The 24567-nt window shown below is 64.1% G+C and carries 21 protein-coding genes; 10 read left to right on the top strand and 11 right to left on the bottom strand.

The window, feature by feature from the left end:
- Positions 1–12: 12 nt before the first annotated feature.
- The 7 genes from NLM32_RS23415 to NLM32_RS23385 all read right to left on the bottom strand — a co-directional run bounded on the left by NLM32_RS23415 (position 13) and on the right by NLM32_RS23385 (position 7765).
- Positions 13–384 carry an SUF system Fe-S cluster assembly protein gene (locus tag NLM32_RS23415; protein ID WP_148748806.1) on the bottom strand — a complete coding sequence of 124 codons (372 nt, stop codon included), beginning with the start codon at positions 382–384 and terminating at the stop codon, positions 13–15.
- The gene (locus NLM32_RS23410; RefSeq protein ID WP_254131230.1) at positions 381–1628 is read right to left on the bottom strand and encodes a cysteine desulfurase; all 1248 of its coding nucleotides are present in this window, start codon (positions 1626–1628) and stop codon (positions 381–383) included. The genes NLM32_RS23415 and NLM32_RS23410 overlap by 4 nt, the downstream gene beginning before the upstream one ends.
- On the bottom strand, positions 1625–2929 hold the full coding sequence (gene sufD, locus NLM32_RS23405) for a Fe-S cluster assembly protein SufD (RefSeq protein ID WP_254131229.1): 1305 nt from the start codon (positions 2927–2929) through the stop codon (positions 1625–1627). Before sufD ends, NLM32_RS23410 begins: the two co-directional genes overlap by 4 nt.
- 11 nt (positions 2930–2940) lie before the next feature.
- On the bottom strand, positions 2941–3693 hold the full coding sequence (gene sufC / locus NLM32_RS23400) for a Fe-S cluster assembly ATPase SufC (protein ID WP_254131228.1): 753 nt from the start codon (positions 3691–3693) through the stop codon (positions 2941–2943).
- 62 nt (positions 3694–3755) lie between these two features.
- Positions 3756–5252, bottom strand: a complete 1497-nt coding sequence (gene sufB / locus NLM32_RS23395) for a Fe-S cluster assembly protein SufB (protein ID WP_254131227.1) — start codon at positions 5250–5252, stop codon at positions 3756–3758.
- Positions 5253–5365: 113 nt separating this feature from the next.
- Complete coding sequence (locus NLM32_RS23390; RefSeq protein WP_254131226.1) at positions 5366–6505, bottom strand: cysteine desulfurase family protein; 1140 nt, start codon at positions 6503–6505, stop codon at positions 5366–5368.
- 51 nt (positions 6506–6556) lie between these two features.
- The gene (locus NLM32_RS23385) at positions 6557–7765 is read right to left on the bottom strand and encodes an acyltransferase family protein (RefSeq protein ID WP_254131225.1); all 1209 of its coding nucleotides are present in this window, start codon (positions 7763–7765) and stop codon (positions 6557–6559) included.
- Positions 7766–7809: 44 nt separating this feature from the next.
- Here NLM32_RS23385 and NLM32_RS23380 point away from each other — a divergent pair, with 44 nt between their 5' ends.
- The 5 genes from NLM32_RS23380 to NLM32_RS23360 all read left to right on the top strand — a co-directional run bounded on the left by NLM32_RS23380 (position 7810) and on the right by NLM32_RS23360 (position 11930).
- A complete protein-coding gene (locus NLM32_RS23380; protein WP_254131224.1) occupies positions 7810–8763 on the top strand; it encodes a LytTR family DNA-binding domain-containing protein in 954 nt (317 codons plus the stop codon).
- A 354-nt stretch (positions 8764–9117) separates the two neighbouring features.
- A complete protein-coding gene (locus tag NLM32_RS23375; RefSeq protein ID WP_014495555.1) occupies positions 9118–9765 on the top strand; it encodes an alpha/beta hydrolase in 648 nt (215 codons plus the stop codon).
- A 7-nt stretch (positions 9766–9772) separates the two neighbouring features.
- On the top strand, positions 9773–10285 hold the full coding sequence (locus NLM32_RS23370) for a DUF1697 domain-containing protein (protein ID WP_254131223.1): 513 nt from the start codon (positions 9773–9775) through the stop codon (positions 10283–10285).
- A gap of 83 nt (positions 10286–10368) precedes the next feature.
- Positions 10369–11457: an IS5 family transposase gene (locus tag NLM32_RS23365; protein ID WP_254128493.1), complete on the top strand. Its 1089-nt coding sequence runs from the start codon at positions 10369–10371 to the stop codon at positions 11455–11457.
- 182 nt (positions 11458–11639) lie between these two features.
- Complete coding sequence (locus NLM32_RS23360) at positions 11640–11930, top strand: DUF1330 domain-containing protein (protein ID WP_254131222.1); 291 nt, start codon at positions 11640–11642, stop codon at positions 11928–11930.
- Between the two features lie 15 nt (positions 11931–11945).
- On the opposite strand, the gene NLM32_RS23355 is transcribed toward NLM32_RS23360, so the two are convergent.
- From NLM32_RS23355 to NLM32_RS23345, 3 genes are all read right to left on the bottom strand, one after another.
- Entirely contained in the window at positions 11946–12269 is a 324-nt protein-coding gene (locus NLM32_RS23355; protein ID WP_254131221.1) for a multidrug efflux SMR transporter, read from the bottom strand.
- A gap of 10 nt (positions 12270–12279) precedes the next feature.
- On the bottom strand, positions 12280–12957 hold the full coding sequence (locus NLM32_RS23350; protein WP_254131220.1) for a glutathione S-transferase family protein: 678 nt from the start codon (positions 12955–12957) through the stop codon (positions 12280–12282).
- A 109-nt stretch (positions 12958–13066) separates the two neighbouring features.
- Complete coding sequence (locus NLM32_RS23345; RefSeq protein WP_254131219.1) at positions 13067–14170, bottom strand: anhydro-N-acetylmuramic acid kinase; 1104 nt, start codon at positions 14168–14170, stop codon at positions 13067–13069.
- A gap of 167 nt (positions 14171–14337) precedes the next feature.
- On the opposite strand from NLM32_RS23345, the gene tyrS reads away from it, so the two are divergent.
- From tyrS to NLM32_RS23325, 4 genes are all read left to right on the top strand, one after another.
- Positions 14338–15591 (top strand): tyrosine--tRNA ligase, encoded by a 1254-nt coding sequence (gene tyrS, locus NLM32_RS23340; RefSeq protein WP_254131218.1) that lies wholly within the window; start codon positions 14338–14340, stop codon positions 15589–15591.
- A gap of 55 nt (positions 15592–15646) precedes the next feature.
- Positions 15647–16891, top strand: a complete 1245-nt coding sequence (locus NLM32_RS23335) for an MFS transporter (protein WP_254131217.1) — start codon at positions 15647–15649, stop codon at positions 16889–16891.
- Positions 16892–17111: 220 nt separating this feature from the next.
- Positions 17112–17549 (top strand): DoxX family protein, encoded by a 438-nt coding sequence (locus tag NLM32_RS23330; RefSeq protein ID WP_254131216.1) that lies wholly within the window; start codon positions 17112–17114, stop codon positions 17547–17549.
- Positions 17550–17906: 357 nt separating this feature from the next.
- A complete protein-coding gene (locus tag NLM32_RS23325) occupies positions 17907–19601 on the top strand; it encodes a methyl-accepting chemotaxis protein (protein WP_254131215.1) in 1695 nt (564 codons plus the stop codon).
- A 166-nt stretch (positions 19602–19767) separates the two neighbouring features.
- Here NLM32_RS23325 and NLM32_RS23320 read toward each other — a convergent pair whose 3' ends face one another.
- A complete protein-coding gene (locus NLM32_RS23320) occupies positions 19768–23574 on the bottom strand; it encodes an AsmA-like C-terminal region-containing protein (protein WP_254135402.1) in 3807 nt (1268 codons plus the stop codon).
- Between the two features lie 204 nt (positions 23575–23778).
- On the opposite strand from NLM32_RS23320, the gene NLM32_RS23315 reads away from it, so the two are divergent.
- Positions 23779–24498, top strand: coding sequence for a peroxiredoxin (locus tag NLM32_RS23315; RefSeq protein WP_254131214.1), 720 nt, complete (start codon positions 23779–23781; stop codon positions 24496–24498).
- Positions 24499–24567: the final 69 nt, after the last annotated feature.

Here is a 24567-nt window from a genome sequence, read left to right as displayed (position 1 = left end):
CAGAGTTACGCGTCACCACATGTTGAGGACGAGGCGGGCCTCGTCGCTCATGCGTTCCGGTGACCAGGCCGGCTCCCAGACCACCTTGACGTCGACCACGCCGACGCCGGGAACGCTGGCGACCGCGTTCTCGACCATGGTCGGCAGCTCGCCGGCGGCCGGGCAGTTCGGCGTCGTCAGCGTCATCTGGACGTCGACGGAACGATCGTCCTTGATCTCGACCTTGTAGATCAGGCCAAGCTCGTAGATGTCGGCCGGGATTTCCGGATCGAACACGGTCTTGAGGCCCGCGATGATCTCGGTGGTCAGGCGTTCGGTCTCCTCCGGCGGCAGCGCCGAATGAGTTTCCATCGGATTGGCTTTGATTTCGGCCGTGTCACTCATGCGAACAAATCCCGCGCCTTCAACAGCGCCTGTGCCAGATGATCGACTTCTTCCCGCGTATTATACATGCCGAACGAGGCGCGGCAGGTGGCGGTCACGTTGAACCGCTCTAAAAGCGGCATCACGCAATGGGTGCCGGCGCGGACCGCGATGCCCTGACGGTCGATCACGGTGGCGACGTCGTGGGCGTGCGCACCCTTCAGCTCGAAGGAGATCACAGGGCCCTTGCCGCGTGCCGTACCGATCAGCCGAAGCGAGTTGATCTCGCGCAGCTTCTCCTGGGCGTAGGCGGTGAGATCGGCCTCGTGTGCGGCGATGCGCTCCTTGCCGATCGAATTAACGTAATCGATGGCCGCGCCAAGGCCGACGGCCTCGACGATCGCCGGCGTGCCCGCCTCGAACTTGTGCGGGGGATCGCCATAGGTGACGATCTCGCGCGAGACCTCGCGGATCATCTCGCCGCCGCCATTGAAGGGGCGCATCCTTACGAGGTGGTCGTACTTGGCCCAGAGCACGCCGATGCCGGTCGGCCCGTACACCTTGTGGCCGGTGAAGACGTAGAAGTCGCAGCCGATGTCCTGAACGTCGACCGGCAAATGCACAGCGCCCTGGCTGCCGTCGACCAGCACGGGAATGCCGCGGGCATGCGCAATCTTCACGACGTCCTTGACCGGCACGATGGTGCCGAGCGCATTCGACATCTGCGTGATCGCGACCAGCTTGGTCTTCGACGTCAGCAGCTTCTCGAACTCGTCGATCAGGAAGTTGCCCTCATCGTCGACCGGCGCCCACTTGATTACCGCGCCCTGACGTTCCCTGAGGAAATGCCAAGGCACGATGTTGGAGTGGTGCTCCATGATCGAGATGACGATCTCGTCGCCTTCCCCGATGTTCGGCCCGCCCCAGGACGAAGCGACCAGATTGATCGCCTCAGTCGCATTGCGGGTGAAGATCACTTCCTCGGTGCGGGCAGCGTTGATGAACTGCGCGGCCTTGGTGCGACCGCCCTCATAGGCTTCGGTCGCGGCGTTGGCGAGGTAGTGCAGGCCGCGATGCACGTTGGCGTATTCGCTCGTGTAGGCCTGCGTCATCCGGTCGAGCACGGCGCTCGGCTTCTGCGCGGAGGCCGCGTTGTCGAGATAGACCAGCGGCTTGCCGTAGACCTGCATGGCGAGCGCAGGAAAGTCCTGGCGCACCCGCGCGACGTCGTAGGCACCGTTCTTGACCGCGGGATGCGTGCTCATTGGCGGCGCTCCAGCCAGCGCTCGGCAATGCCGATCACATGCTCGCGCAAATCATCGTCTGCGATCTGCTCGACGGCTTCGCCGACAAAGGCCTGGATCAGCAGCGCCTGGGCCTGCTTCTCGGGCAGGCCGCGCGCCTTCAGATAGAACAGCAGGCTGTCGTCCAGCGCGCCGGCAGTGGCGCCGTGGCCGCAGGAGACGTCGTCGGCAAAGATTTCCAGCTCCGGCTTGTTGTCGGCCTCGGCTTCGTCCGAGAGCAGCAGCGCGCGGGTCATCATCTTGCCGTCGGTCTTCTGCGCATCGGGACGAACGATGATGCGGCCCTGGAACACCGAATGGGCGCGATCGTCGATCACGGCGCGGAAGACTTCGCGGCTGACACAGTTCGGCACGGCGTGGTCGACGACCAGCGTGGTGTCGCCATGCTCAGTCTTCTGCAACAAGTTCACGCCGTTGGCGGAGAGCTCACTGCCCTCGCCTGCCAGCGTGATGAATCCCTGCAGGCGGCTGACCGCCGCGCCGGTCGTCATGTTGAAGAAGTTGAACTTCACATTGGCGCCGACGGTGACGAAATGCGACGAGACGTTCAGCGCGTCGGGCGCATCGTCCATCAGGCGAATGTGTGCGACATCCGCATCGTCGCCGACCGTGACGAGCACGGCGTCATTGATCTGGTAGGCGTTGGCGCCAGCGGCAACGAAGGTCTCGACGATGGTGGCGCGGGCGCCCTTCCCGATCGCGACCTGCGAACGGGTGAAGCTGGATGCGGAAGCGGCCGTCGCGATGTGGATGATCTGGATCGGTGCGGACAGCTGCGCGCCGTCGGCAATCGACAGCACCACGCCATCGGTCGCCATCGCCGCGTTCAGCGCGATCACGGCGTCGGTGGACGCGGTCTTCAGCAGGCCGGCATCCTTCTCCAGCATCTCCCGCGACGTCTTGAAGCCCGCTTCACCGGCGAGCGCCTTGACGTCGGACAGATCGCCCGCGAACACGCCGTCGACCAGCACCAGCTTGCGGGCGCCGGCGATCGCATGCGCCTTCACGGCGTCCGCAGCACGCTTCAGAGCGGCCGCATCCGGCGCGGCTGCGAGCGGCAGCACCTCGCCGACCAGCGCGCGCAGGTCGGTGTATTTCCATTCCTCGATCCGGCGGTGCGGCAGGCCGAGACGCTCATAGGTCTCGAACGCCTCGCGGCGCGCTGCGATCACGGTCGGCGCACCCGGCAAACGGCCTTCGGCGCTGGTGAAGAGATCGCTCACCGCGCGGCCCTTTCCGGTCTTTGCCACAGCAACGTTCATTGCAACATTCCTTACGCGGCATCCTCGAATTGGGTGTAGCCGGACGCTTCCAGCTCGAGCGCCAATTCCTTGCCGCCGCTCTTCACGACGCGGCCCTTCGACATCACGTGCACGATGTCGGGCACGATGTAGTTGAGGAGGCGCTGATAGTGGGTGATGACGACCATCGCGCGCTTGGGCGAATGCAGCGCGTTGACGCCATCGGCCGCGATGCGCAGCGCGTCGATGTCGAGGCCGGAATCCATCTCGTCGAGGATGCAGAGGCTCGGCTCGAACAGCGCCATCTGCAGCACCTCGTTGCGTTTCTTCTCGCCGCCGGAGAAGCCGACATTGACGCCGCGCTTGAGCATGTCCTGCGGGATGTTCAGCGACTTCGAGACCTCGCGGACCTTCTTCAGGAAGTCAGGCGTCGAATATTCGCTCTCGCCGCGCGCCTTGCGCTGCGCGTTCAGCGCAGTGCGCAGGAAGGTCATGGTGGCGACGCCGGGGATCTCGACCGGATACTGGAACGCCAAGAACACGCCCTTGGCGGCGCGCTCGTCCGGCGACATCTCCAGCAGGTCCTCGCCCTTGAACAGGATCTGGCCATCGGTGACCTCATAGCCGGGCTTGCCGGCGATGACATGCGAGAGCGTCGACTTGCCGGAGCCGTTCGGCCCCATGATCGCGTGAATCTCGCCCTCGTTCACGGTCAGCGTCAGCCCGTGGAGGATCTCACGCTCCTCGACACGAACCTTCAGGTCTTTCACTTCAAGCAAAGCCATCTTGGTATCCAGTTTATTCAATTGATGTTGGAGCGCGAGATGCGCACCGCGAGGGTCGGTAATTAGCCAACCGACCCTTCAAGCGAGATCGAGATCAGCTTCTGCGCTTCCACCGCGAACTCCATCGGCAGTTGCTGCAGCACGTCCTTGACGAAGCCGTTGACGACGAGGCCGACGGCTTCTTCCTGGCTGAGGCCACGCTGGACGCAGTAGAACAACACGTCCTCGGAGATCTTCGACGTCGTCGCCTCGTGCTCGAACGTCGCCGAGGAGTTCTTGGCTTCGATGTACGGCACGGTGTGCGCGCCGCATTTGTCGCCGATCAGCAGGGAATCGCAGGCGGTGAAGTTGCGCGCGCCGGTCGCTTTCCGATGCGCCGTAACGAGACCGCGATAAGTGTTCTGCGACTTGCCGGCGGCGATGCCCTTCGAGATGATGCGGCTCGACGTGTTCTTGCCGAGGTGGATCATCTTGGTGCCCGAATCGACCTGCTGGAAGCCGTTCGAGATCGCGATCGAGTAGAACTCGCCGCGGGAATTGTCGCCGCGGAGAATGCAGCTCGGATACTTCCAGGTGATCGCCGAACCGGTCTCGACCTGAGTCCAGGAGATCTTGGAGTTGTTGCCGCGGCAGTCACCACGCTTGGTGACGAAATTGTAGATGCCGCCCTTGCCTTCCGAATTGCCCGGGTACCAGTTCTGCACCGTCGAGTATTTGATCTCGGCGTCGTCATGCGCGACGAGCTCGACCACGGCGGCATGCAGCTGGTTCTCGTCGCGCTGCGGCGCGGTGCAGCCTTCGAGATAGCTGACGTAGGCGCCCTTGTCGGCGATGATCAGCGTGCGCTCGAACTGACCGGTGTTGCGCTCGTTGATGCGGAAATAGGTCGACAGCTCCATCGGGCAGCGCACGCCCGGCGGCACGTAGACGAACGAGCCGTCGGAGAACACCGCCGAGTTCAGCGTCGCATAGAAATTGTCGGACGTCGGAACCACCGAGCCCAGATACTTCTGCACCAGCTCGGGATGTTCGCGGATGGCCTCCGAGATCGGCATGAAGATCACGCCGGCCTTCTTCAGCTCTGCCTTGAAGGTGGTCGCGACCGAAACCGAATCGAAGACCGCATCGACCGCTATCTTGCGGCGCGCCGGATCTTCCTCGCCGGGCTTGGGCTCGACGCCTTCGAGCATGGCGACTTCCCGCAGGGGAATGCCGAGCTTCTCGTAGGTCTTGAGAATCTCCGGATCGATCTCGTCGAGCGAGGTGACCGTCTTCTTCGGCTTCGGCGCCGCGTAGTAATAGAGATCCTGGAAGTCGATCTTGGGATAGTCGACACGTGCCCAGGTCGGCTCGGTCATGGTCAGCCAGCGCCGATAGGCTTCGAGCCGCCACTGGAGCATCCAGGCGGGCTCGTTCTTCTTCTCGGAGATGAACCTGATGGTGTCTTCGGACAGCCCCTTGGGGGCCTTGTCGGACTCGATCTGGGTCTCAAACCCATAACGATACTGGTCGACGTCGATGCGCTTGACGCGCTCGACCGTCTCTTGGACGGCTGGCATTCTATCCTCCGCTCGCGGTTTCAAGGACCGCGGTGGATCAAACTCGGACGAGTATTACGATGTTTCTGTGCGGAAAGCACGGGCTTAGAACCGTTCAAGCCGTGTTTCATCGCTTAGCCTCTAAGTAGGGTATTACCGAGCTTTCGCCAAGCCTCTAACGCCCTATTGATGTCATCAGGTTGCGTGGACCAGCCCAGACTGAGGCGCACCGCTCCCTGGGCGACGGTGGCATCATACCCCATCGCCGAGAGCACGTGGGACGGCTGGACCTTGCCCGAGGAACACGCCGAACCGGAGGATACGGCGATGCCTTCGAGGTCGAAGCCGATCACGGCCGTCTCGGCCTTGAGCCCCGGCGCCGTGAACAAGACGGTATTCGGCAACCTCTTGCCATCTTCCGCGAAGATGGTCGCCCCGGCAATAGCCCGAAGGCCATTTCCCAAGCGATCTCTTAGGCTTGTCATCCGCTCCGCATCTTCCGGCAGAGCCTGAAGGGCGGCCTTCACCGCAGCCCCGAAACCGGAGATCCCGGCGACATTCTCGGTTCCCGCCCGCCGGCCGAGCTCCTGTCCGCCGCCCCGCAGCACCGGTTCCAACCCGGCCAGTCCCTCGGCCACGACCAGCGCGCCGACGCCCTTGGGACCGCCGATCTTGTGGCCAGAAAAGGTCGCAAGGTCCGCGCCTAGCGCGTTAATATTGAAAGCAATTTTGCCAAGGGCCTGGATCGCATCGACATGCAGGAGGCCGCCGGCCTCATGGACAATCGGCGCCGCCTCGGCGACAGGCTGGAGCGCCCCCGTCTCGTTGTTGGCCGCCATGATCGAGACCAGTGCGGGCGGACCATCAGCGAGCAGAGCCCGGAGATGGTCGAGGTCGACGACGCCTGAGCGCGTGACCCGGATCTGGCCAATGTCGTCGGCCGGAAACCGGCCGCCCGCCAGCACCGAGGCATGCTCGACCGCGGAAACCAGAAGTCGCCGCACCGGTTCGCCCGATCGGCTGCGCAAGCCGGGCGACAGCGCCAGCGCGTTAGCCTCGGTTCCGGCGGAGGTGAAAACCACGTTTCGCGGCAGCGCGCCGACGGCCGCCGCTAGCGTACCACGGGCGTCCTCGATCAGCCGCCGCGCCTCGCGTCCCTCGGCATGGACCGAGGACGGATTGCCGATCAGCTCGTAAGCGGCCAGCATCGCTGCGCGCGCCTCGGCGCGCAGCGGTGTGGTCGCATTCCAGTCGAGATAGACGCGGCTCGGCATGGCGCCCTCTTAGCACCTTTTGCCCCGGCGCCAATCGGCAGCCATCGCGCATCAGGCCGGCTGTTGCTGCGCAATTCGACCAACGGAACGGGGCTCCATCCGCAGTCCGAACAGCGGCCGCAGCCAGGCGATCCGGCGCGCGACCTCGTAGGTGACGAGACAGGCGAGCGCGGTGCCGACAATCACGATCGCAGCCTCACTTCCCGCAGACAGCCCGCTGCCTCGTAGCGCATGTGCGATCATGATGATCGCAGTCTGATGCACGATGTAATAGGGAAAGATCGCATCGGTGAGATAGCGCCGCGCAGGGCCATCAGCCTTCAGATGTCGCCGCGCAAAGCCGAGCACCGCCGCCATCGCCAGCCATTGGTAGCAGCCATAGACGGAGCTCGCGAACCATTTCGGCACCGACGAAGGCGCCAACAAGCCGGCATAGACAACGACGAAGATGGTGAAGCAGCCAGCCGCCACGGTGAGCGCTAGCCATCGTTGCCGCTCGATGTCGCGCCAGATGCCATCCTGGCGGGCGAGCAGGAAGCCGATAAGGAACGCACTCGCGTAGTCCGCGTGATTGTACCAGTCACCGAACAGCGCATGAGTCGACGGGAAGATCGGCGAGAGAAACAGCCGCCAGGCTGCAAACAGCAGGCAGGGCAGCACCAGCAGCCATGGTCCGGCGAGGACGGCCGCCATCCTCTCACCCATCCAGTCGGCAGCCTTCGGCCACACCCACAACACGCCAGCCAGCGCCATGGTGTAGACCCAGAGATAGATCACGAACCAGAGATGGTTCCAGGTCGGCTGCGCGATGCAGGGGTTCGGACAGAACTGCGCCCCGAACGCCAGATAATGGTGGACGTAATAATCAGCGAAACCTTGGAGATAAGAGGCTTGGGGATAGCCGAGGCTCTCGACGATCTGGAGATAGGATTGCGGCGGCACGATCACGAGCATGCCGAAGATCAGCGGGATCAGAAGCCGCGCCGATCGAGCACGGGCGAAGGCAGCCAAGCGAACTTTCCCCAGCATGACGCGGCTGGCGACCCCGGAAACCAGGAACAGCAGCGACAGCCGCCAGGGATTGAGCACCAGCATCGCTGGCTCCAGCCAGGTCAGCCGGTGCTCGCTCTTGATGTGAAATCCCCAGGACACGTAGAGCATGCCGACGTGGTAGAAGATCAGCGACCCAAAGGCTAAAATCCGCACCCAATCCAGATCGATGCGTCGTTCCGAGTTTGCTGATTGCTGCGGTGTTGACATGGTGTTCTGCTCCTTGACGGAAAGACAAACGCGGTTTTCGGGCCATGGCTGACGGCCAAAATGCCCCCGAAACGGAGCGCGTCGAGACGGTTTGGGATCAGAACCGGGCGCGAGGGGACGAATCGTCCCCGGCCGGGACGAGCGGTTGGCGCGGTGGGATCGGCGGCGGCGAGTGGACGACGTTCGCGACCATCGCAGCCGTCGCGCTTGCCATCGGTATCGTCAATGCACTGTCAGGCGCACAGGACGCCGCCTGGCGTGGCGACAGCTCCAATGTCGGCCAGCGGTTGTTTTGGGAGCTGTCGAGCATCAGCGTCATCCTGCTGCTGGTGCCGATCCTGGCGCTGGCCGTTCGGCGCATGCGCGAGACGAAGGTCTTGGTGGCGCGGATCGGAATCGCTGCGGCCGCCCTGCTCGGCTTCTCAGCCCTCCACATTACCGGCATGGTGGGCTTGCGGAAACTCCTGCTTTGGCTCGCTGGAGGCACCTACGACTTCCACTTCTCGCTGGCGACGGTCCTGTACGAGTTCCGCAAGGATGCCGTGACCGCGTTGCTGCTTGGGGCAACGCTCTGGCTGATCGAAAGCCGGCGTGAGCTGAGGAAGGCCGCGCGCGCCCCTGCGTCCATGCCGGCCGCTCCGCAGGAGCAACCCTCATCCGATCTGATCTGGCTCCGGGACGGCACCAGCCGCATCCGCGTCGCGCCGCGTGACATCCTCTGGGTCGCCTCCGCCGGCAATTACATCGAATACATCCTCGCCAACGGCACCCAGCACCTGATCCGCGGCACGCTGGCTGCGACCGAAAGCGAGCTCGCCCGCTTCGCCATCGTGCGCGTGCACCGGACCCGGCTCGCCAATCTCGACCGCGTGAGCGGCGTGGAGTTCAAGCCGTCAGGAGATTTCGAGCTCACATTCGACAACGGGCAAACGCTTGGGGGCAGCCGCCGCTACCGGCCCGCGGTCGCCGCGCTCGGAGGGCGCACGGCGCCCGTGTGAATCGCTCGCCAAATCGCCCGAGCGATCGATAAACGATCGTGATTCCAATCAGTTGCCGCCACGGATGCGAGGCGGGCCATTGCCCCGATTCATCCCGGCCGCCTTGGGCATGACACCGCGATGACCGGCTAAGTTCTTGAGCAAATTGGCAGATGTCGAAGATGCTTGCTTTTAGCCCCGCCGCCTATGTTAGAACGCGCACCGTCAAGTCAACGCGCGCCATTTGCGCATCACCGCGAGGCGCACGCCTTCTCGTCCTTCCATTCGCGCTCTCGCCGGCGTCGCTGCCGATGAGGCCACAATCGGTTGATTGCGGAGAACCGTCTCTCCAGGACATCAATCAAGAGATCATCCATGCCTGAAGTCATTTTCACTGGCCCCGCCGGCCGTCTCGAAGGCCGCTATCACCCGGCCAAGCAGAAGAACGCGCCGATCGCGATGATCCTGCATCCGCATCCGCAGTTTCACGGCACGATGAACCATCAGATCGTGTACCAGTGCTACTACGCCTTCGCGCATCGCGGCTTCTCGGTGCTGCGCTTCAACTTCCGCGGCGTCGGCCGCAGCCAGGGCTCGTTCGATCACGGCACCGGCGAATTGTCGGATGCGGCGGCGGCTCTCGACTGGGCGCAGACCATCAATCCCGAGGCGCGCGCCTGCTGGGTCGCCGGCTTCTCCTTCGGCGCGTGGATCGGCATGCAGCTTCTGATGCGCCGCCCCGAGGTCGAAGGCTTCATCTCGATCGCGCCGCCCGCGAACCTCTACGACTTCTCGTTCCTTGCGCCCTGCCCGTCGTCGGGCCTGATCGTGCATGGCGAGAAGGACGCGGTGGTGCCGCCGAAGGATGTCAACACGCTGGTCGAGAAGCTGAAGACACAGAAGGGCATCGTGATCGACCAGCAGGTCATCCCCGGCGCCAACCACTTCTTCGACGCCAAGCTCGAGCCGCTGATGGAAACCATCACAGCCTATCTCGACATGCGCCTCGCCAACGTGCGGTAAGCATGACATGGCCGCGTTTGTAGCCCTGCTGCGCGCGGTCAATGTCGGAGGCACCGGCAAGCTGCCGATGACCGAGCTCAAGGCGATGTGCGAAGAGCTCGGTTTGGGTGCCGTGCGCACCTACATCGCCAGCGGCAATGTGGTCTTCACGAGCCGCAAATCTGAAACCGCGATCAAGGCTGCGTTGGAAAAGCGCCTGCACACCTATGCGGGCGCGCCGGTCGGCGTGCTCGTGCGCAGCGCGGCCGAGATGGCGCAAGTCGCGGCCGACAATCCATTCCCAAAGATGGCACCGAACCGCACGGTTGCGATTTTCCTCGACAAGCCACCGCCGGCAGACGCGCTTGCTGGCATTCGCGGTCAAAAGGACGAAGAGATCAAGCTCGGCCGCCGCGAGATCTACGTGCACTATGGCGACGGTATGGGAACGTCAAAGCTCGCGATCCCCGCCGCCAAGACCGGTACCGCACGCAACATGAATACCATCGCGACGCTAGCGAAGATGGCTGCTGAGCTCTAGCAGGCTGCTGAAAAAGTCGCTTCGCGCGACGCGCGGATTGTGATTCCCTGCATTTGCTTGATTCCTTGGGGCTGGGGATTGCGATGCGCGGGGCAGATCAGCGGTCGGAAGGCATATTCAGCTACGTGCGATTGGAGCAGCGTGTTCCGGCGGATCATCCGCTGCGTGCGATCCGCGACCTGGTCGACGCTGCGCTGAAAGAGTTGTCGCGCGATTTTAGCAGGCTTTACTCGCGCGAAGGTCGGCCGTCGATCCCGCCGGAGCGGCTTTTGCGAGCGCTGCTGCTGCAAGCCTTCTATACGGTGCGTTCGGAACGGCAGTTGATGGAGCAGCTCGACTATAATCTGCTGTTTCGCTGGTTCGTCGGTCTTTCGATGGATGACGCGGTGTGGAATCCGACCGTGTTCTGCAAGAACAGGGATCGGCTGCTCGACGGCGACATCGCCGCCAAGTTCTTCGTCGCCGTGCTGAACCTGCCGCAGGTGCGAGGACTGCTGTCCAGCGAGCACTTTTCGGTTGACGGTACGCTGATCGAGGCCTGGGCCAGCATGAAGAGCTTCGTGCCGAAGGACGCTGGCGATCCGCCCGCGGGAAAGGATCGCGGCTCCCGCAATGCCGAGCGCGACTTCCATGGCGAGAAGCGCAAGAACGCCACGCATTCCTCGACGACGGACCCCGACGCCCGCCTGTTCCGCAAGGGTGCTGGCAAGGAGGCCAAGCTCTGCCACATGGGGCATCTGATGACGGAGAATCGCAACGGACTCATCGTCGATGCGCGGTTGACCGAGGCCAACGGCACCGCCGAGCGCGCGACTGCGCTCGACATGATCGAGGACAATGCCCGGCCCGGTAGCACGGTCGGCGGCGACAAGAACTACGACACTGCCGACTTCGTCGCCGGCTGCCGCGAGCGCGGCTGCACGCCGCATGTCTCGCAGAACGACACCAACCGCCGCTCGGCGATCGACGCGCGCACCACCCGCCATCCCGGCTATCGGATCAGCACCATCAAACGCAAGCTGATCGAGGAGCCGTTCGGGTGGATCAAGACGGTTGGCGGCCTGCGCAAGACGCGCCATCGCGGCCGCGGCCTGGTCGAGTGGTTCTTCGTGTTCACCGCCGCAGCCTACAACCTCGTTCGCATCCCAAAGCTGCTGGCCGCGACGGGATGAATCCGTCTGGAGCGTCAAAAATGAGCCACCAACCCCACCTATACAGCGCATGCGGAGCTCATCGAGGCCCATCGCTGGCTTCGTTTTCAAGCCGCATATTACGAAAATCATCATCCAAGGCATCTTTTTCAGCAGCCTGCTAGCTGATCGAAGACGACATTGCTCGCTTCGGGGGACAAGGATTGAAGGCGTATCTGGTGCTCGACCTGTCGGTGAATGACCCTGCCGGCTTCGAGAGATACATCGCTGAAATCCCGGCCTTCATCGCCAGGCATTCGGGGCGATACATCGTCCGCGGCATCGAGCCGACCGCAATCGAAGGCGACTGGATGCCCGAGCGTCTCGTCATCATCGAATTTCCGGAACGCGCGGACGCGCAGGCCTTCCTGGATGATCCCGACGCTCAGGCCCTGTTCAAGCTGCGCCATGCCACGACGACGAGCAGACTGTTGCTCGCCGACGGCTGCACCTGAGCGCGGCAGCGCGGCTCAAGCCAGCTTGAGCGCGGCGATCCCCATCAAGACGAGCGCGATGCCCGCAAGCTTCATCGCGCTCAGTGCTTCCCCGAACAGCACGACGCCCATCATGAAGGTGCCCGCGGCGCCTATGCCGGTCCACACCGAATAGGCGACGCCGACCTCGAGCACCTTCAAGGCACGCCCGAGCAGGAACACGAAGGCGGCGAGCAGCACCAGCGACACGATGCTCCAACCGACGCGCGTGTAGCCTTCGGCATATTTCATCGAGATCGCCCAGCCGACATCGAGCGCGCCGGCGATCACCAGCATCAACCAGGCCAGAGATTGCGACATCGGCGTGTGCTCAGGCCGCGAGCTTGAGCAGATGCGCGTCGTGGCGCACGAGGAAGGCGCGCAGCAATTGCGGATAGTCTGCTCCGACCGCAGTGCGCACGCTCGGACGTTTCGCGAGCTCGCTCCGCCACGCGCGCACTTTCGGCACATCGCGGAAGATACCGTGCTCGGTCAGCTCATCAAACAGGTCGAAATAACGGAACACCGGCGCGAACACTGCATCGACCAGACTGAATGCCTCGCCGGCGAAATAAGGTCCCGCGCCCAGTGCGGCTTCGACACGCGCGAATTTCGTCGCCAGCGCCTGGCGCTTGCTTTCGAACGTTGCCGGATCCGCCGTTGTCTCCAGCCCCCAGAGATCACCGAGGATCGCCGAGCCGAACTCCATCCAGGCCCGGTGCTCGGCCCGCTTCAGCGCATCGATCGGATGCAGCTTCGCGCCGGCTTGCGTCTCCTCGATGTACTCGCAGATCACGTTGCTCTCGAACAGCGCGACCTCGCCCTTGTCCGTCGTAACCACCAGCACCGGCACCTTGCCGAGCGGCGACAGTTTCAGGAACCAGTCGGGCTTGTTGGCGAGGTCGATGTCGACCCGCTCGAACGGCACGCCCTTCTCCTTGAGCGCGATCACCGCGCGCTGCACGTACGGACAAAGCTTGTGGCTGATCAGTTTGAGCGAAGCGGTCATGGCTAATCCCGGCGGTTGGATTCAACTGCACCCAAGATAGATGCACTTGCATGCAACCGTCAAGATCAATGCAACTGCATCAACCTACTGTGACCGCCGGCAGTCGCCTTTAGGGCCGCACGATCACCCCGCCCGTCATCGGCATCGGCACGCCTGTCGTGGCCGGGTAGGACAGCGGCAGGCCCTTGAGGCCACGCGCGGCAAGGAAACCAAAGGCCTGCGCCTCGATCGCGTCGGAGGCCCAGCCCAGCGTCTCGGCGGCTTCGACGGTTGCCGCGCCGACCCGCTCCCGCAGCATCCGCAGCATGGTGAGGTTGCGGGCGCCGCCGCCGCAAATGATCCAGCTCCGCGGCCGCCGCGGCAGCAGCGGGATGATCCGGGCGATCGCGGCCGCGGTGAAGGCGGTGAGCGTCGCAGCCCCATCGGCCGGCTGGACATCGCCGAGCTTGACCGCGGCGAAGTCGTTGCGGTCGAGCGATTTCGGCGGCGGGACCGCGAAGAACGGCAGCTCCAGCGCCCGCGCGATCCAGGCCTCGTCGGCCTTGCCCAGGGCTGCGAACTTGCCCTCGGCATCGAAGGCCTGGTTCATGGTGCGGTACATGAAATCGTCGAGCAGCGCGTTGCCGGGGCCGGTGTCGCAAGCAATCAGCGTGTCGTTGCCGTCGATATAGGTGATGTTGGAGACACCGCCGATATTGACCACGACGATCGGCCCTTCGCGCGCCAGCGAATTGGCCAGCGCCCGGTGGTAGACCGGCACGAGCGGCGCGCCCTGCCCGCCGGCCTCGACGTCGGCAGCGCGGAAGTCGTACATCACGGGAATATGGATGACCTTCGCCAGCGCCGGCGCATCGCCGATCTGCACCGTCAGGCGCCGCTCGGGCCGGTGCAGCACGGTCTGACCGTGGAAGCCGACGATGTCGATATCCTCCGGCTTCATCCGGTTCTGGGCCACGAACGCGGCAACCGCCTCGGCATGCGCCAGCGTCACGGCGCGCTCGGCCTCGGCCAGGATTCCCGGCCGGGCATCGCGTTGCGGCAAGTGTACCGCCTCGGACAGCGCCTGGCGCAGCAGATTGCGCTCGGCCGGGCTATAGGGCCGGTAGCCGGACGGTCCGAACGCCTTCACCTGCTTTCCGTCGGTTTCGATCAGCGCGACGTCCACCCCGTCCAGCGAGGTGCCGCTCATCAAACCGAGTGCCGTCAACATCATGGGATCAGCGTCCTCAAAACACCCCCTCCGGCATGCCGATCTTGTGCCAGAGGGACACATCTTATAATGCCACAGCGCCAAGTGGCGGGCGGCAATCGAGTTCCCATAGAAAGACGCTTAAATTGCGCCCGAAACAGTAAACCAAGAATTGTCAGGCACGCCGACAGATGACTGCATTTAAATCGGATTTCCTCAATACCCTGCAGGAACGTGGTTTTATCCACCAGTGCTCCGATTTCGAGGGGCTGGACGCGCTCGCCGCCAGGGGCGAGGCGATCGCCTATGTCGGCTACGATTGCACCGCTCCTTCGCTGCATATCGGCAACTACCTGACCATGATGCTGCTGCACTGGTTTCAGCAGTCCGGCAACAAGCCGATCACGCTGATGGGTGGCGGTACCACCATGGTGGGCGATCCCTCCGGCAAGGACGAGACGCGCGCGATCCGCACCGTCGCCGAGATCGAGGCCAACAAGGCTTCGATCCGCGGCGTGTTCGCAAAGGTGCTGCGCTACGGCGACGGCAAGAGCGACGCCGTCATGCTCGACAATGCCGAGTGGCTGACCAAGCTCAACTGGATCGAGATGCTGCGCGACGTCGGCCGGCATTTCTCGGTCAACCGCATGCTGACGATGGACTCCGTGCGCCTGCGCCTCGAGCGCGAGCAGGAGATGAGCTTCATCGAGTTCAACTACATGATCTGCCAAGCCTACGACTTCGTCGAATTGGCCAAGCGGACCGGCTGCCATTTGCAGATGGGCGGCTCGGACCAATGGGGCAACATCATCATGGGCGTCGATCTCGGCCGCCGGATGGGCACGCATCAGCTGTTCGCGCTGACCACGCCGCTGCTGACGACAGCATCGGGCGCCAAGATGGGCAAGACCGCGCAAGGCGCGGTGTGGCTCAACGCCGACCAGTTCAGCGCTTACGATTTCTGGCAGTACTGGCGCAACACCGAGGATGCCGACGTCGCCAAATTCCTGAAACTGTTCACGACGCTGCCGATGAGCGAGATCAAGAAGCTCGAGGCGCTCGGCGGCTCGGAGATCAACGAGGCCAAGAAGGTGCTCGCGACGGAAGCGACCGCCCTGCTGCATGGCCGCGACGCAGCAAACGAAGCGGCCGAAACCGCACGCCGCACTTTTGAGGAAGGCGCACTCGCCGAGAGCTTGCCGACAGTTGAAATTCCGCGCGGCGAGCTGGAGGCCGGCCTCGGCGTGCTCAACGCTTTCGTCAAGGCGGGCCTCGTCGCCTCCAATGGCGAGGCACGGCGTCAGATCAAAGGTGGCGGCCTGCGCGTCAACGACGAATCCGTCACCGACGAGAAGATGGCGCTGTCAGCGGCCAGTCTGACGCCGGAAGGCGTGATCAAGCTGTCCTTCGGCAAGAAGAAGCACGTCCTGCTCAAGCCTGCATAGGCGTATGAGCTTTTGATGCTTGTCAGGGCGCGCCGAAGCGCGCTCCCTGACGGCAATGGATCAGAAGACGCCCGGCGAACAGGGGAACATGCAGCAGGACGCGGCACGAACCGCGCTCGTCGTGCTCGCGTTGTGCTTCACGCTGGCCGTGCTCGGCCGCGGCTTGAGCGAAAGCTTCACAGTCTTCCTCAAGCCGATCTCCGAAAATTTTGGTTGGGACCGCGCGCAGGTCGTTTCGATCTATTCGCTGACCTGGCTCATCAGCGGACTGACGGCGCCGCTGGTTGGCCGCCTGTTCGATCATTCCGGACCGCGCATCGTCTATGCGCTCGGCCTGTTGCTGCTCGGCTCCGCGTTCCTGATCGCAGGCCATGCGCAGGCGCTCTGGCAATTCCAGCTCTCGATCGGATTGTGCGTCGGTATCGGCGTTGCCTTCATCGGCAACGTGCCGAACTCGATCCTGCTCGGCCGCTGGTTCGGGCCGAAGCTGCCGACCGCGATGGCGGTGGTGTATTCGGCAATGGGCGGCGGCGTGCTGGCGCTGCTGCCGGCCTCGCAGCTCCTGATCGATCATCTCGGCTGGCGCGAGACCTATCAGGTCTACGGCTTCGCTACACTTGGTCTGCTGGTGCCGCTGCTGCTGCTGCCCTGGCGCAGTTTCGCGGCCGGCTCGCCGTATGTTGCCAAGAAGACCGATCCTGATTTCGTCGACCACGGCTGGACGCTCGTGAGCGCGATGCGTCACCACGCGTTCTGGGCGCTGTTCTCGACCTTCTTCTTCACCGCGGTCGGCATGTACTGCATCGCAGCCCAGATCGTCGCCTATCTGATCGATGCCGGCTTCCCGCCGCTGCAGGCCGCGACCGCCTGGGGCTTTTCGGGTGTCGTGCTGGTGTTCGGCATGATCGGCGTCTCCGCGCTCGACGGGCTGATCGGACGCCGTCCCTCGGTGCTGCTGAGCTACGCGATCTCGATCCTCGGCATCGTCCTGCTCTGGCTCATTCAGTATTATCCGAATGTCATCCTGCTCACCGGCTTCGTCGTCTGCTTCGGCAGCATGATGGGATCGCGCGGACCGCTGATCACGGCAACGGCGATGAAGATCTTCAGAGGCAAGCGGGTCGGCACCATCTTCGGCACGATCTCGATCGGCAGTGGACTCGGCTCGGCCTTCGGCTCCTGGAGCGGCGGCCTGATCCACGATGCCACCCAGGGCTACAACGCGCTGCTCGTCTTCGCACTTGCAAACGTGGTCCTCGGGATGATCCCGTTCCTGATCGTGCCCGCCTTGCGGCGCTAGGTCTCCCAGAGGTAACCTGAATTCAAACGCGTCACCGGGGAACTACGGATAGGCACGACGCGTAGATGCTTAAAAAAGGCGGACGGCGCGCGGCTGGAATCACCGCCTGCGGTGTTTTGTCCGACATGACAAAAATGTCAGCGCAAATTGACCTGGCGCAGCTTGCAGGGTGGAACCGAATGCGGTCCTAGTCGCAGCATTGGATGGAGGGCACAAACCAATGAACTTTCCCTATCTCTCTCGCTTTCAGCCGGTTCTCTTGAGCCTGTTTCGCTTCATCACTGGACTGCTGCTGTTCCAGTACGGTGTCGCCAAGCTGTTCAAGTTCCCGGTGCTCCCCTACTTCGCCGACATCCCGCCGCTGATCTATGTGGCCGGCACGCTCGAGCTGGTGCTCGGTGCGACGCTGATGCTCGGCCTGTTCACCCGCCTCACGGCTTTCATCCTGTCGGGTGAAATGGCCTTCGCCTACTTCATGGGCCATGCGATGAAGACCGGAACGCCGGTGCTCCTGCCGCTGCTCAACGGCGGCACCGCCGCGATCCTGTTCTGCTTCGCCTGTCTCTACATCTCGGCGGCGGGCGGCGGCTCGGTCAGCGTCGACGCGCTGATCGGCAAGGAGAGCGACGCACCAGGCGGCGCCTTCGCGCGGCGCTGACGCGCGCCCAATTCGCAAAACGAGGACGGCGCCGGCCATAGCCGGCGCCGTCTCAGCGAGAGCCCAGTATGTTCCAGATCAGAACGAGGGCCGCGACAAGCAGCACGGACATGATGAGGCGGTGAACGAATCGGTTCATTGCGGGTCCGGCCAGGTGCGATGACCACCAAAATCTGAGATCGACATCCTCCCGCAAATATGCGGACGCGCAACAGAGCGTGTCCATTTGCCTGCACCGTTGCGCATGGGTCTGCGAAGAGTCCCTCGCGCGGCCGGCCGCGGCGCGTCCATCTTCATGATTGGTAAGAACTTGATGTTACGGATGATGACAATAACAACCATTCCGTAGGGGCTGTGATGAAGCTGCTGAGCCATCTGAAGATCCGGACCAAGCTTGCCAGCATGGTCTGCCTCGCAGCTCTGACAGTCACGGCCATCATCGCGGTATCGACCGTCCTCAGCAAGAGCCGCATGATGGACGACCGGGTCCAGCAGATGAAGGCCGCGGTCGATCTGCTCCACGGCCTCGCACAGACTTTCCAGGATGACGCGGCCGCCGGCAAGATGACGGTGGACGACGCCAAGCTGCAGTTTCGCCAGCGTGCCCGCAACATGAAGTTCGGCGGCGGCCAGGGCTATCCTGTCGTCTACAATTCCGACACGTCGATCCTTGTCAACGGCGCCAATCCCCAGCTCGAAGGCAAGATCACAGGCGCGACGGATTCCAATGGCGTCCTGATTGCCGATGCTCAGCTCAACGCCGCCAGGCAGGCGCCGCAGGGCGGCGTGACATCCTATCTCTACCCTCGCCCCGGTCAGACCGAGCCCGTCCGCAAGACCGTGTTCGTCCGCCAGTTCACGCCCTGGAACGCCACGATCAGCTACGGCCTTTACGTCGACGATATCGACGCCGACGTGCGTGCGCTGACGCTCGAGCTCGCCGCGATCGGCGCCGGCCTGATGCTGCTGATGGCGACGCTGTCCTGGCTGATCGCCCGCGACGTGCTCAGCGCGCTCGACCGCCAGAAGACCCGGATGCAGGACATCGCCGACGGTGCCATCGACAAGCCGGTCGAGGAGACCGATCGCGGCGACGAGATCGGCCGCATGGCCGAGACGCTCGAAGTGTTGCGCCAGACCGCCCTGACGGCGCGCACGCTGGAAGCCGAACAGGTCGCAGCCAAGGCCCGCGGCGAGCAGGAAAAGCGCGACGCCCTGATCTCCCTCGCCGATCGCTTCGATGCGTCCGTCGGTCAGCTCGTGGGTCTGATGGCCTCGGGCTCCGGCGAGCTGGAAACCACGGCCAAATCGATGTCGTCGACCGCCGAGGGCACCAACCGCCGCGCCGCCGTGGTCGGCTCGGCTGCGACCGAAGCCAGCCAACGCGTTCAGACGGTCGCCGCCGCCGCCGAAGAGCTCTCCTCCTCCATCACCGAAATCAGCCGTCAGGTCGCGCAATCGGCCGAAGTCACCGGCCGCGCGGTCGAGAGCGCACGCCACACCGACACCATCGTGCGCGCGCTATCCGACGGCGCCCAGCAGATCGAGCACGTCGCCGAGCTGATCTCCAGCATCGCCGCGCAGACCAATTTGCTGGCACTCAATGCCACCATCGAGGCCGCACGCGCCGGTGAAGCCGGTCGCGGCTTCGCCGTCGTCGCCTCCGAAGTGAAATCGCTGGCAAGTCAGACTGCAGAGGCCACCCGCGAGATCGGCGACAAGATCGCCCAGATTCAGGGCGCAACCAAGGAAGCTGTCGACGCCATCGGCGGCATCACCGCCACCATCGAGGAGGTCAGCCGCATTGCCACCTCGATCGGCGCCGCAATCGAGGAGCAAGGTGCGGCCACCGCCGAGATCGCCCGCAGCGTCTCGCAGACCGCCGAGGCGACCAAGGAAGTCACCACCAATATCGGCGGCGTCAGCTCGGCGGCCAACGAGACCGGCAATGCCGCCGGCATGGTGCTCGCGGCCGCGTCGAACCTCTCCAAGCAGGCCGAGCAGCTCTCGGGCGAAGTCGGCACATTCCTGGCGAGCGTGCGCGCGGCGTAAGACGACGCGGCTCGTCGCATAAGCATTCACAAGATGTCGTCATGCCCGGGCTCGTCCCGGGCATCCACGTTCTTTGTGCTGCTAGAGAATGCGTGGATGGCCGGGACGAGCCCGGCCATGACGCTGTGGAGACTTCAGGGCCCGCCCCGATAGAACGGACTCGCGGCTAACGCCGCGCGACGCTGCAACCGCTCGACAGCGGCCTTGCCGATCCCGTCGAACTGTCGCCGGACTGCGACGACGGCAGTTCGTCGATCGGCATGTTCTGCTTGCCGGTGTTGAACTCGAAGATCTTGCGGAACACGCCTGGCACCATCGCGGAGATCGGATTGACGCGCATCACGGGAGCCGCAGGCGTGCCGACGACCTCGTAGGTGACGCCGATCAGCCCTTCCTTGTCGCCACCGCCGAGGAAGAGGCCGAACAACGGGATCTGGCCGAAAATGTTGTTCACGCCATACATCGGCACGAAGGTGCCGCTCATGCAGACCTGATTGCCGGGATAGTCGATCGAGCCCTCGATGGTGGCGCCGATCATCGGCCCCTTGACCAGGCCGTCGCGGACCGTGAGCGCGCCGTTCTGCCGGGTGAACTCCGCGCGCAAGGCGCTGAAGGAAACGCCACCGCCGCCCGGAGTGCCGTTCGGCGCGCCTGCGGCGACGCGTTCGAGCTGCGCCTCGCCCTTCACCGTGAAGTCGCGCACGTTGATGAGGCCCTCGCGCGCCGTGGTCGCGTCCGATGTCGGCGGCTCCATCGCCACCACCATCTGGCCGCCGACGGCCTTGGTATAGGTGTCGGTGAATTTCAGCAGCGAGCCCGCGTCGTTGGTCTGGAGATAGATCACCTCGCGGCTGCCTTGCGCACGCCCGCCGCGCAGATCGGCTGCCACCGGCGTGTTCTGACCGACCCTGCCGCTCAGCGAGAACGCCTTGATGGCCCCGCTGCGCTTCGACATTTTGGCGTCGACGCTGCGCATCGTCTCGCCGTTGAATCCGGCCACCGTGCCGAGCTTCACATCGATGTCGAAATCGACGTTCTTGAGCTTGCTCTTGCCGTCGTCCTTGGAATTGCCTGAGATCGCCGACTTCAGGAAGCCGCGACCGTCGAACACGTCGCCGCGCATTGTGCCACGGACCACGCCGTCCTGACCGCGCTCCACCTTCAGCGACGTCTTGTCGCCGTCGGACGGCGAATAGACCGGGAAGTTCGCATTCATGAGGTCGCCGTTCGGGTCGACTTCCAGCGAGCCCTTGATCGAGGCACCGCCGCCGTCGATGACGATGTCCTCGAGCCGCGTCGATTGTGCCGTCGGCACCACCTTGAACGTCGCCTTGCTCGCTTTGCCCGGCAGCTTGACCCAACCGGGAAGGATGTTGTCGAGCTTGACCGAAGTCAGGTCCGCCTCGATGCCGAGCTTCGTCGTCTGCTCGGGCCCGCCGGCAATCTTGCCCGACACCTTGACCGGCACCGACCCGCTGACGGCCGGACTGAGATCGAAGCCAAGCCGCGCACGGCTGGCATCGTCCAGCGTCGTCTGCAGCTTGACGTCCGCATCGCCATCGGTCGCCTTGCGGTAGTCGAGCGAGGCCGCCTGCCCGTTGATCTTGACGTCGCCCTTGACCTGGTAACCCTGGTTGTTGGCGACGATCTTGAGATTGTTGGCCTCGAGCTTCTGGTTCATCACCAGCTTGTCGGCGGCAAAGCCGTTGAGATCGGCGGTGACGGCGTAGACGGTGTCCGCCTTGGTCAGCTCGCCCTTGACCGGCAAGCCGAGTTGGATGTTCGCCGTGAACGTGCCCTTGCTGGTGTTGGGATCGACGACGGTCGATGACAGATCGCTCAACCGGTCGTTGGACAGCATTTCGGCAGCGGCCGGCACCGGACCATCGACGCGGAAGCGCGTTCGCGAGGGCGACGGCTTCGGCGCCATGTCCGGCACCTCGAACGTGAAGTCGGAGATCGTGACCTTGCGACCTGCGGGCGTGTCGGCAACGCCCTGGCCGATATTCACGGTGGCGGTGCGTCCGGTCACATGCGCCTTGAGGTCCGCATCGTGCACCACCGGCATGCCGTCCACGGGGCGGACCGCGACGCCGCTCGCCACGATGTTGACCGACAGGCCGTCGTCGGGAATCGGCGGCCCCTTGCGCGGAAGGTTGCGCGTCGGCGAGTTGATGCCGATCTCGATGCGCTGAAGCGTGCCGCGCTCGATCCGCTCGATCACCCATTGGCGCAACTCGGGCACCACCAGCGTCGGCCACATCCGCTTCATGGCCGAGGCCGACATCGGCGTTCCCGCAAAGCCGAGCGTCAGGCGCGGCTCGCCGGAATAGTCGATCGCGCCGGTGCCGGCGACACCGATCTCGCCGTTGGAGATGTCGGCCTGCGTCAGCAGCATGCGCTTGTGATCGGTGTCGAAGCGGAATCCGATCGCGATACGGTTGAAGACGAGCGGCGGCTCGTTGTCGATGCCGCCGAGCAGGATCGAGCCGCCGCTGAAGCCGAGCTGCCAGTCATTGGTGGTGCCGTTCGGCGGCTCGAGATGGGCAAGCAGTGTCAAGCGATTGGCGCCGGAGAGGATCTTGAACGGTGCGACCAGCACCCGCCGTCCCGCATCCCATTCGACGTTGATCTCGGCCGAGTCGATCGCCATGGGATAATCGGGCGTGTCGGTGTCGATGATGTTGCCCGCGCCGATTGCGACCTTGCCGCGGAAGAATGTCGGCACACCGTCGCGGCCGAGCTCACCCTTGAGCTCGCCGGTCAGAGGCAGGTCGGCCGTATAGGTGAAGTCCTTGACGCGCAGCGCCAGCAGGATGTTGGCGGTCGACACCTTGTCGGCGCGGATATCGATCGAGCGCACGCCGTTCTCGCTCGGTCCGATCGTGGTGCGCAGCGACCACGGGCGTGCCCCCTCTTCGCCGAAGCTGAGCGCAACGCCGCCATGGCTCGGCCGGCGCAGGCTGAGCGTGATGTTCTCAAACGTCCATTTGCTGCCGCGCTGCTGATCGTCGACGATCAGATTGCCGTTCTTGAGACCGATCTCGTTGAGGTTCTGGCCGTCGAGGCCGGTCAAGCTCAAGCTGTCGAGCCAGTCGAGGCCCTGAAGAATTCCACTCTGCGCGGCAGGCTGAGCTGCGGCCTGGGATGCGTCCGGAGTTGCAGGCGCCATCCCGAACGGCGGCGGCGGAACGCCGTTGCGCGGGAATGTCGGCGGCAGGCCCGCTTCCTTCTTGGACGCGACGCCGGTTGCGAGCGGCTTCGCCGTGTCGCCGGCGGACACCGTGACTGTCCCGTCAGGTGCGATCCGGATCGCGAGCTCGGCATCGACGAGGTTGAGGCTTTCGGCGCGCAGGTGCCCGGTGAGAAGTGCTGCCCCCGACAGCCGCACCTCGGCCTTCGGTGCGCTGGCGACGATGGCATGGTCGTGATCGCGGACGATGATGTCGCGGATGCGCACGGCAATCCGGACCCGCCCGGCGCGCTCGATCTGGGTGCCGCCGACCTCCACGGTATTGCCGTGGCCGATATTGTCCTCGATGGCAGCGGCGAGCCAGGGCGTCGCCATGTCGAGGTTGATGGGACCGGCGCCCAGCCGCCACCACAGCGCGCCAAAACAACCGACGAAGATGACGATCAATGCGCCGAGGACGACGGACATCCGGCGCAGCCAGCGTCCGCTCGGCAGCGCCCGCCGAAACAAAGAGAAACCGTCACCGACGCGAAAGCGCGAGTTGGAACGCGACAACAGGCGGCGCGCGCGATGTCCCGCTTCCTCTTCCTGGTCTTGATCCCAGTCGTCCTCGTGCCATTCCGGCTGCTCGTGATGGCCGCCGTGCCGATCGAAGTCCCGATTGTGATCCTGGGGCGACGTATTCCTAGCCATTGCCTCTCGATACAGGCGCCCGTCGTAGGATTGAGCGCCGCCGGGACCGCAGCCGTCGACGGGAATCGACGCTCCCCGCCCCGGCATTGCCGCCATACCTCGAATGTTCCTGCTGTTCGTCATTTCGCCCCGGGAGCGCGTTCAACGAGCAGTGGGGTGGTGTGTGGAATTCCTTGTAACCATACTCCGTCGCCGCCAAAATTGCCCAGCCGAGGGCGCGAATCCGGCACACCGGACGAGAGCTGCAATACCGCTTTGGTTGACCCGCCGAAAGCGACGAAAGGAAGGCGTATGTCCAAGAAATCCCGAAAGAAATCGTCCAAAACGCCCTCCGGCAGTTCGACCGCTAAAAAGAAGCCCCTGAAAACACGGGCATCGACTCAAGCAAGTGGCGCGAAATCACAGCCGGCATCGGCAAGCAAATCAGGCAAAGCAACCGCCAAGGCAGCATCGCATAAGGCCGCATCGAAACGGTTAAAATCTTCTGAAAAGGCCTCTAAGCCTTCCGCGTCGGCGTCGGCCGCTTCGGCAAAACCCGCGTCGGCAAAGTCTCTGGCCGAGGGCCAGAAGGCGCCCGCCTTCCGCCTCCCCCGCGACGGCGGCAACGTCGTGACCCTCCAGGACTATGCCGGCCAGAAGCTCGTCCTGTTCTTCTACCCCCGCGCCGACACGCCGGGCTGCACCCGCGAGGCGATCGACTTCACCCGGCTCAAGGACGACTTCGCGGCTGCCGGCACCGCCGTGCTGGGTATTTCGGCCGATCCGTTAAAGGCCCAGGAGAAGTTTCGCGACAAGCACAGCCTCGGCGTCCCCCTGATCTCGGACGAACAGCACGAGATGCTGGAGGCGTATGGCGCCTGGGGCGAAAAATCCATGTATGGCAGGAGCTTCCTCGGGATTCTTCGCACCACGGTACTGATCGGATCCGACGGCAAGGTGACCAAGGTCTGGCGCAACGTGCGGGTCGATGGCCATGCCGACGAGGTGCTGCTCGCGGCAAGAAGTCTTTAACCAGCCCGTTAAAATCGAGCGTTCCCGTTTCCGGAAAATTAACCATGACCGGCCCAGATTGCTGCGGCA

The organism is Bradyrhizobium sp. CCGUVB14, from assembly GCF_024199935.1.
Classification (GTDB): Bacteria; Pseudomonadota; Alphaproteobacteria; order Rhizobiales; family Xanthobacteraceae; genus Bradyrhizobium.
Note: the sequence above shows the minus strand (reverse complement) of the source record. Positions and strands in the feature narration are given on the sequence as shown.

Excerpts from the sequence above, each read along its gene's own strand:
- sufB (WP_254131227.1), bottom strand. The coding sequence starts at position 5,252 with ATGCCAGCCGTCCAAGAGACGGTCGAGCGCGTCAAGCGCATCGACGTC.
- sufC (WP_254131228.1), bottom strand. The coding sequence starts at position 3,693 with ATGGCTTTGCTTGAAGTGAAAGACCTGAAGGTTCGTGTCGAGGAGCGT.
- NLM32_RS23390 (WP_254131226.1), bottom strand. The coding sequence starts at position 6,505 with ATGCCGAGCCGCGTCTATCTCGACTGGAATGCGACCACACCGCTGCGC.
- NLM32_RS23410 (WP_254131230.1), bottom strand. The coding sequence starts at position 1,628 with ATGAGCACGCATCCCGCGGTCAAGAACGGTGCCTACGACGTCGCGCGG.
- NLM32_RS23345 (WP_254131219.1), bottom strand. The coding sequence starts at position 14,170 with ATGATGTTGACGGCACTCGGTTTGATGAGCGGCACCTCGCTGGACGGG.
- NLM32_RS23330 (WP_254131216.1), top strand. The coding sequence starts at position 17,112 with ATGAACTTTCCCTATCTCTCTCGCTTTCAGCCGGTTCTCTTGAGCCTG.
- NLM32_RS23325 (WP_254131215.1), top strand. The coding sequence starts at position 17,907 with ATGAAGCTGCTGAGCCATCTGAAGATCCGGACCAAGCTTGCCAGCATG.
- NLM32_RS23370 (WP_254131223.1), top strand. The coding sequence starts at position 9,773 with ATGGCCGCGTTTGTAGCCCTGCTGCGCGCGGTCAATGTCGGAGGCACC.
- NLM32_RS23380 (WP_254131224.1), top strand. The coding sequence starts at position 7,810 with ATGGCTGACGGCCAAAATGCCCCCGAAACGGAGCGCGTCGAGACGGTT.
- NLM32_RS23335 (WP_254131217.1), top strand. The coding sequence starts at position 15,647 with ATGGATCAGAAGACGCCCGGCGAACAGGGGAACATGCAGCAGGACGCG.
- NLM32_RS23365 (WP_254128493.1), top strand. The coding sequence starts at position 10,369 with ATGCGCGGGGCAGATCAGCGGTCGGAAGGCATATTCAGCTACGTGCGA.
- NLM32_RS23385 (WP_254131225.1), bottom strand. The coding sequence starts at position 7,765 with ATGTCAACACCGCAGCAATCAGCAAACTCGGAACGACGCATCGATCTG.
- NLM32_RS23350 (WP_254131220.1), bottom strand. The coding sequence starts at position 12,957 with ATGACCGCTTCGCTCAAACTGATCAGCCACAAGCTTTGTCCGTACGTG.
- NLM32_RS23375 (WP_014495555.1), top strand. The coding sequence starts at position 9,118 with ATGCCTGAAGTCATTTTCACTGGCCCCGCCGGCCGTCTCGAAGGCCGC.
- tyrS (WP_254131218.1), top strand. The coding sequence starts at position 14,338 with ATGACTGCATTTAAATCGGATTTCCTCAATACCCTGCAGGAACGTGGT.
- NLM32_RS23415 (WP_148748806.1), bottom strand. The coding sequence starts at position 384 with ATGAGTGACACGGCCGAAATCAAAGCCAATCCGATGGAAACTCATTCG.
- sufD (WP_254131229.1), bottom strand. The coding sequence starts at position 2,929 with ATGAACGTTGCTGTGGCAAAGACCGGAAAGGGCCGCGCGGTGAGCGAT.
- NLM32_RS23320 (WP_254135402.1), bottom strand. The coding sequence starts at position 23,574 with ATGCCGGGGCGGGGAGCGTCGATTCCCGTCGACGGCTGCGGTCCCGGC.
- NLM32_RS23315 (WP_254131214.1), top strand. The coding sequence starts at position 23,779 with ATGTCCAAGAAATCCCGAAAGAAATCGTCCAAAACGCCCTCCGGCAGT.
- NLM32_RS23355 (WP_254131221.1), bottom strand. The coding sequence starts at position 12,269 with ATGTCGCAATCTCTGGCCTGGTTGATGCTGGTGATCGCCGGCGCGCTC.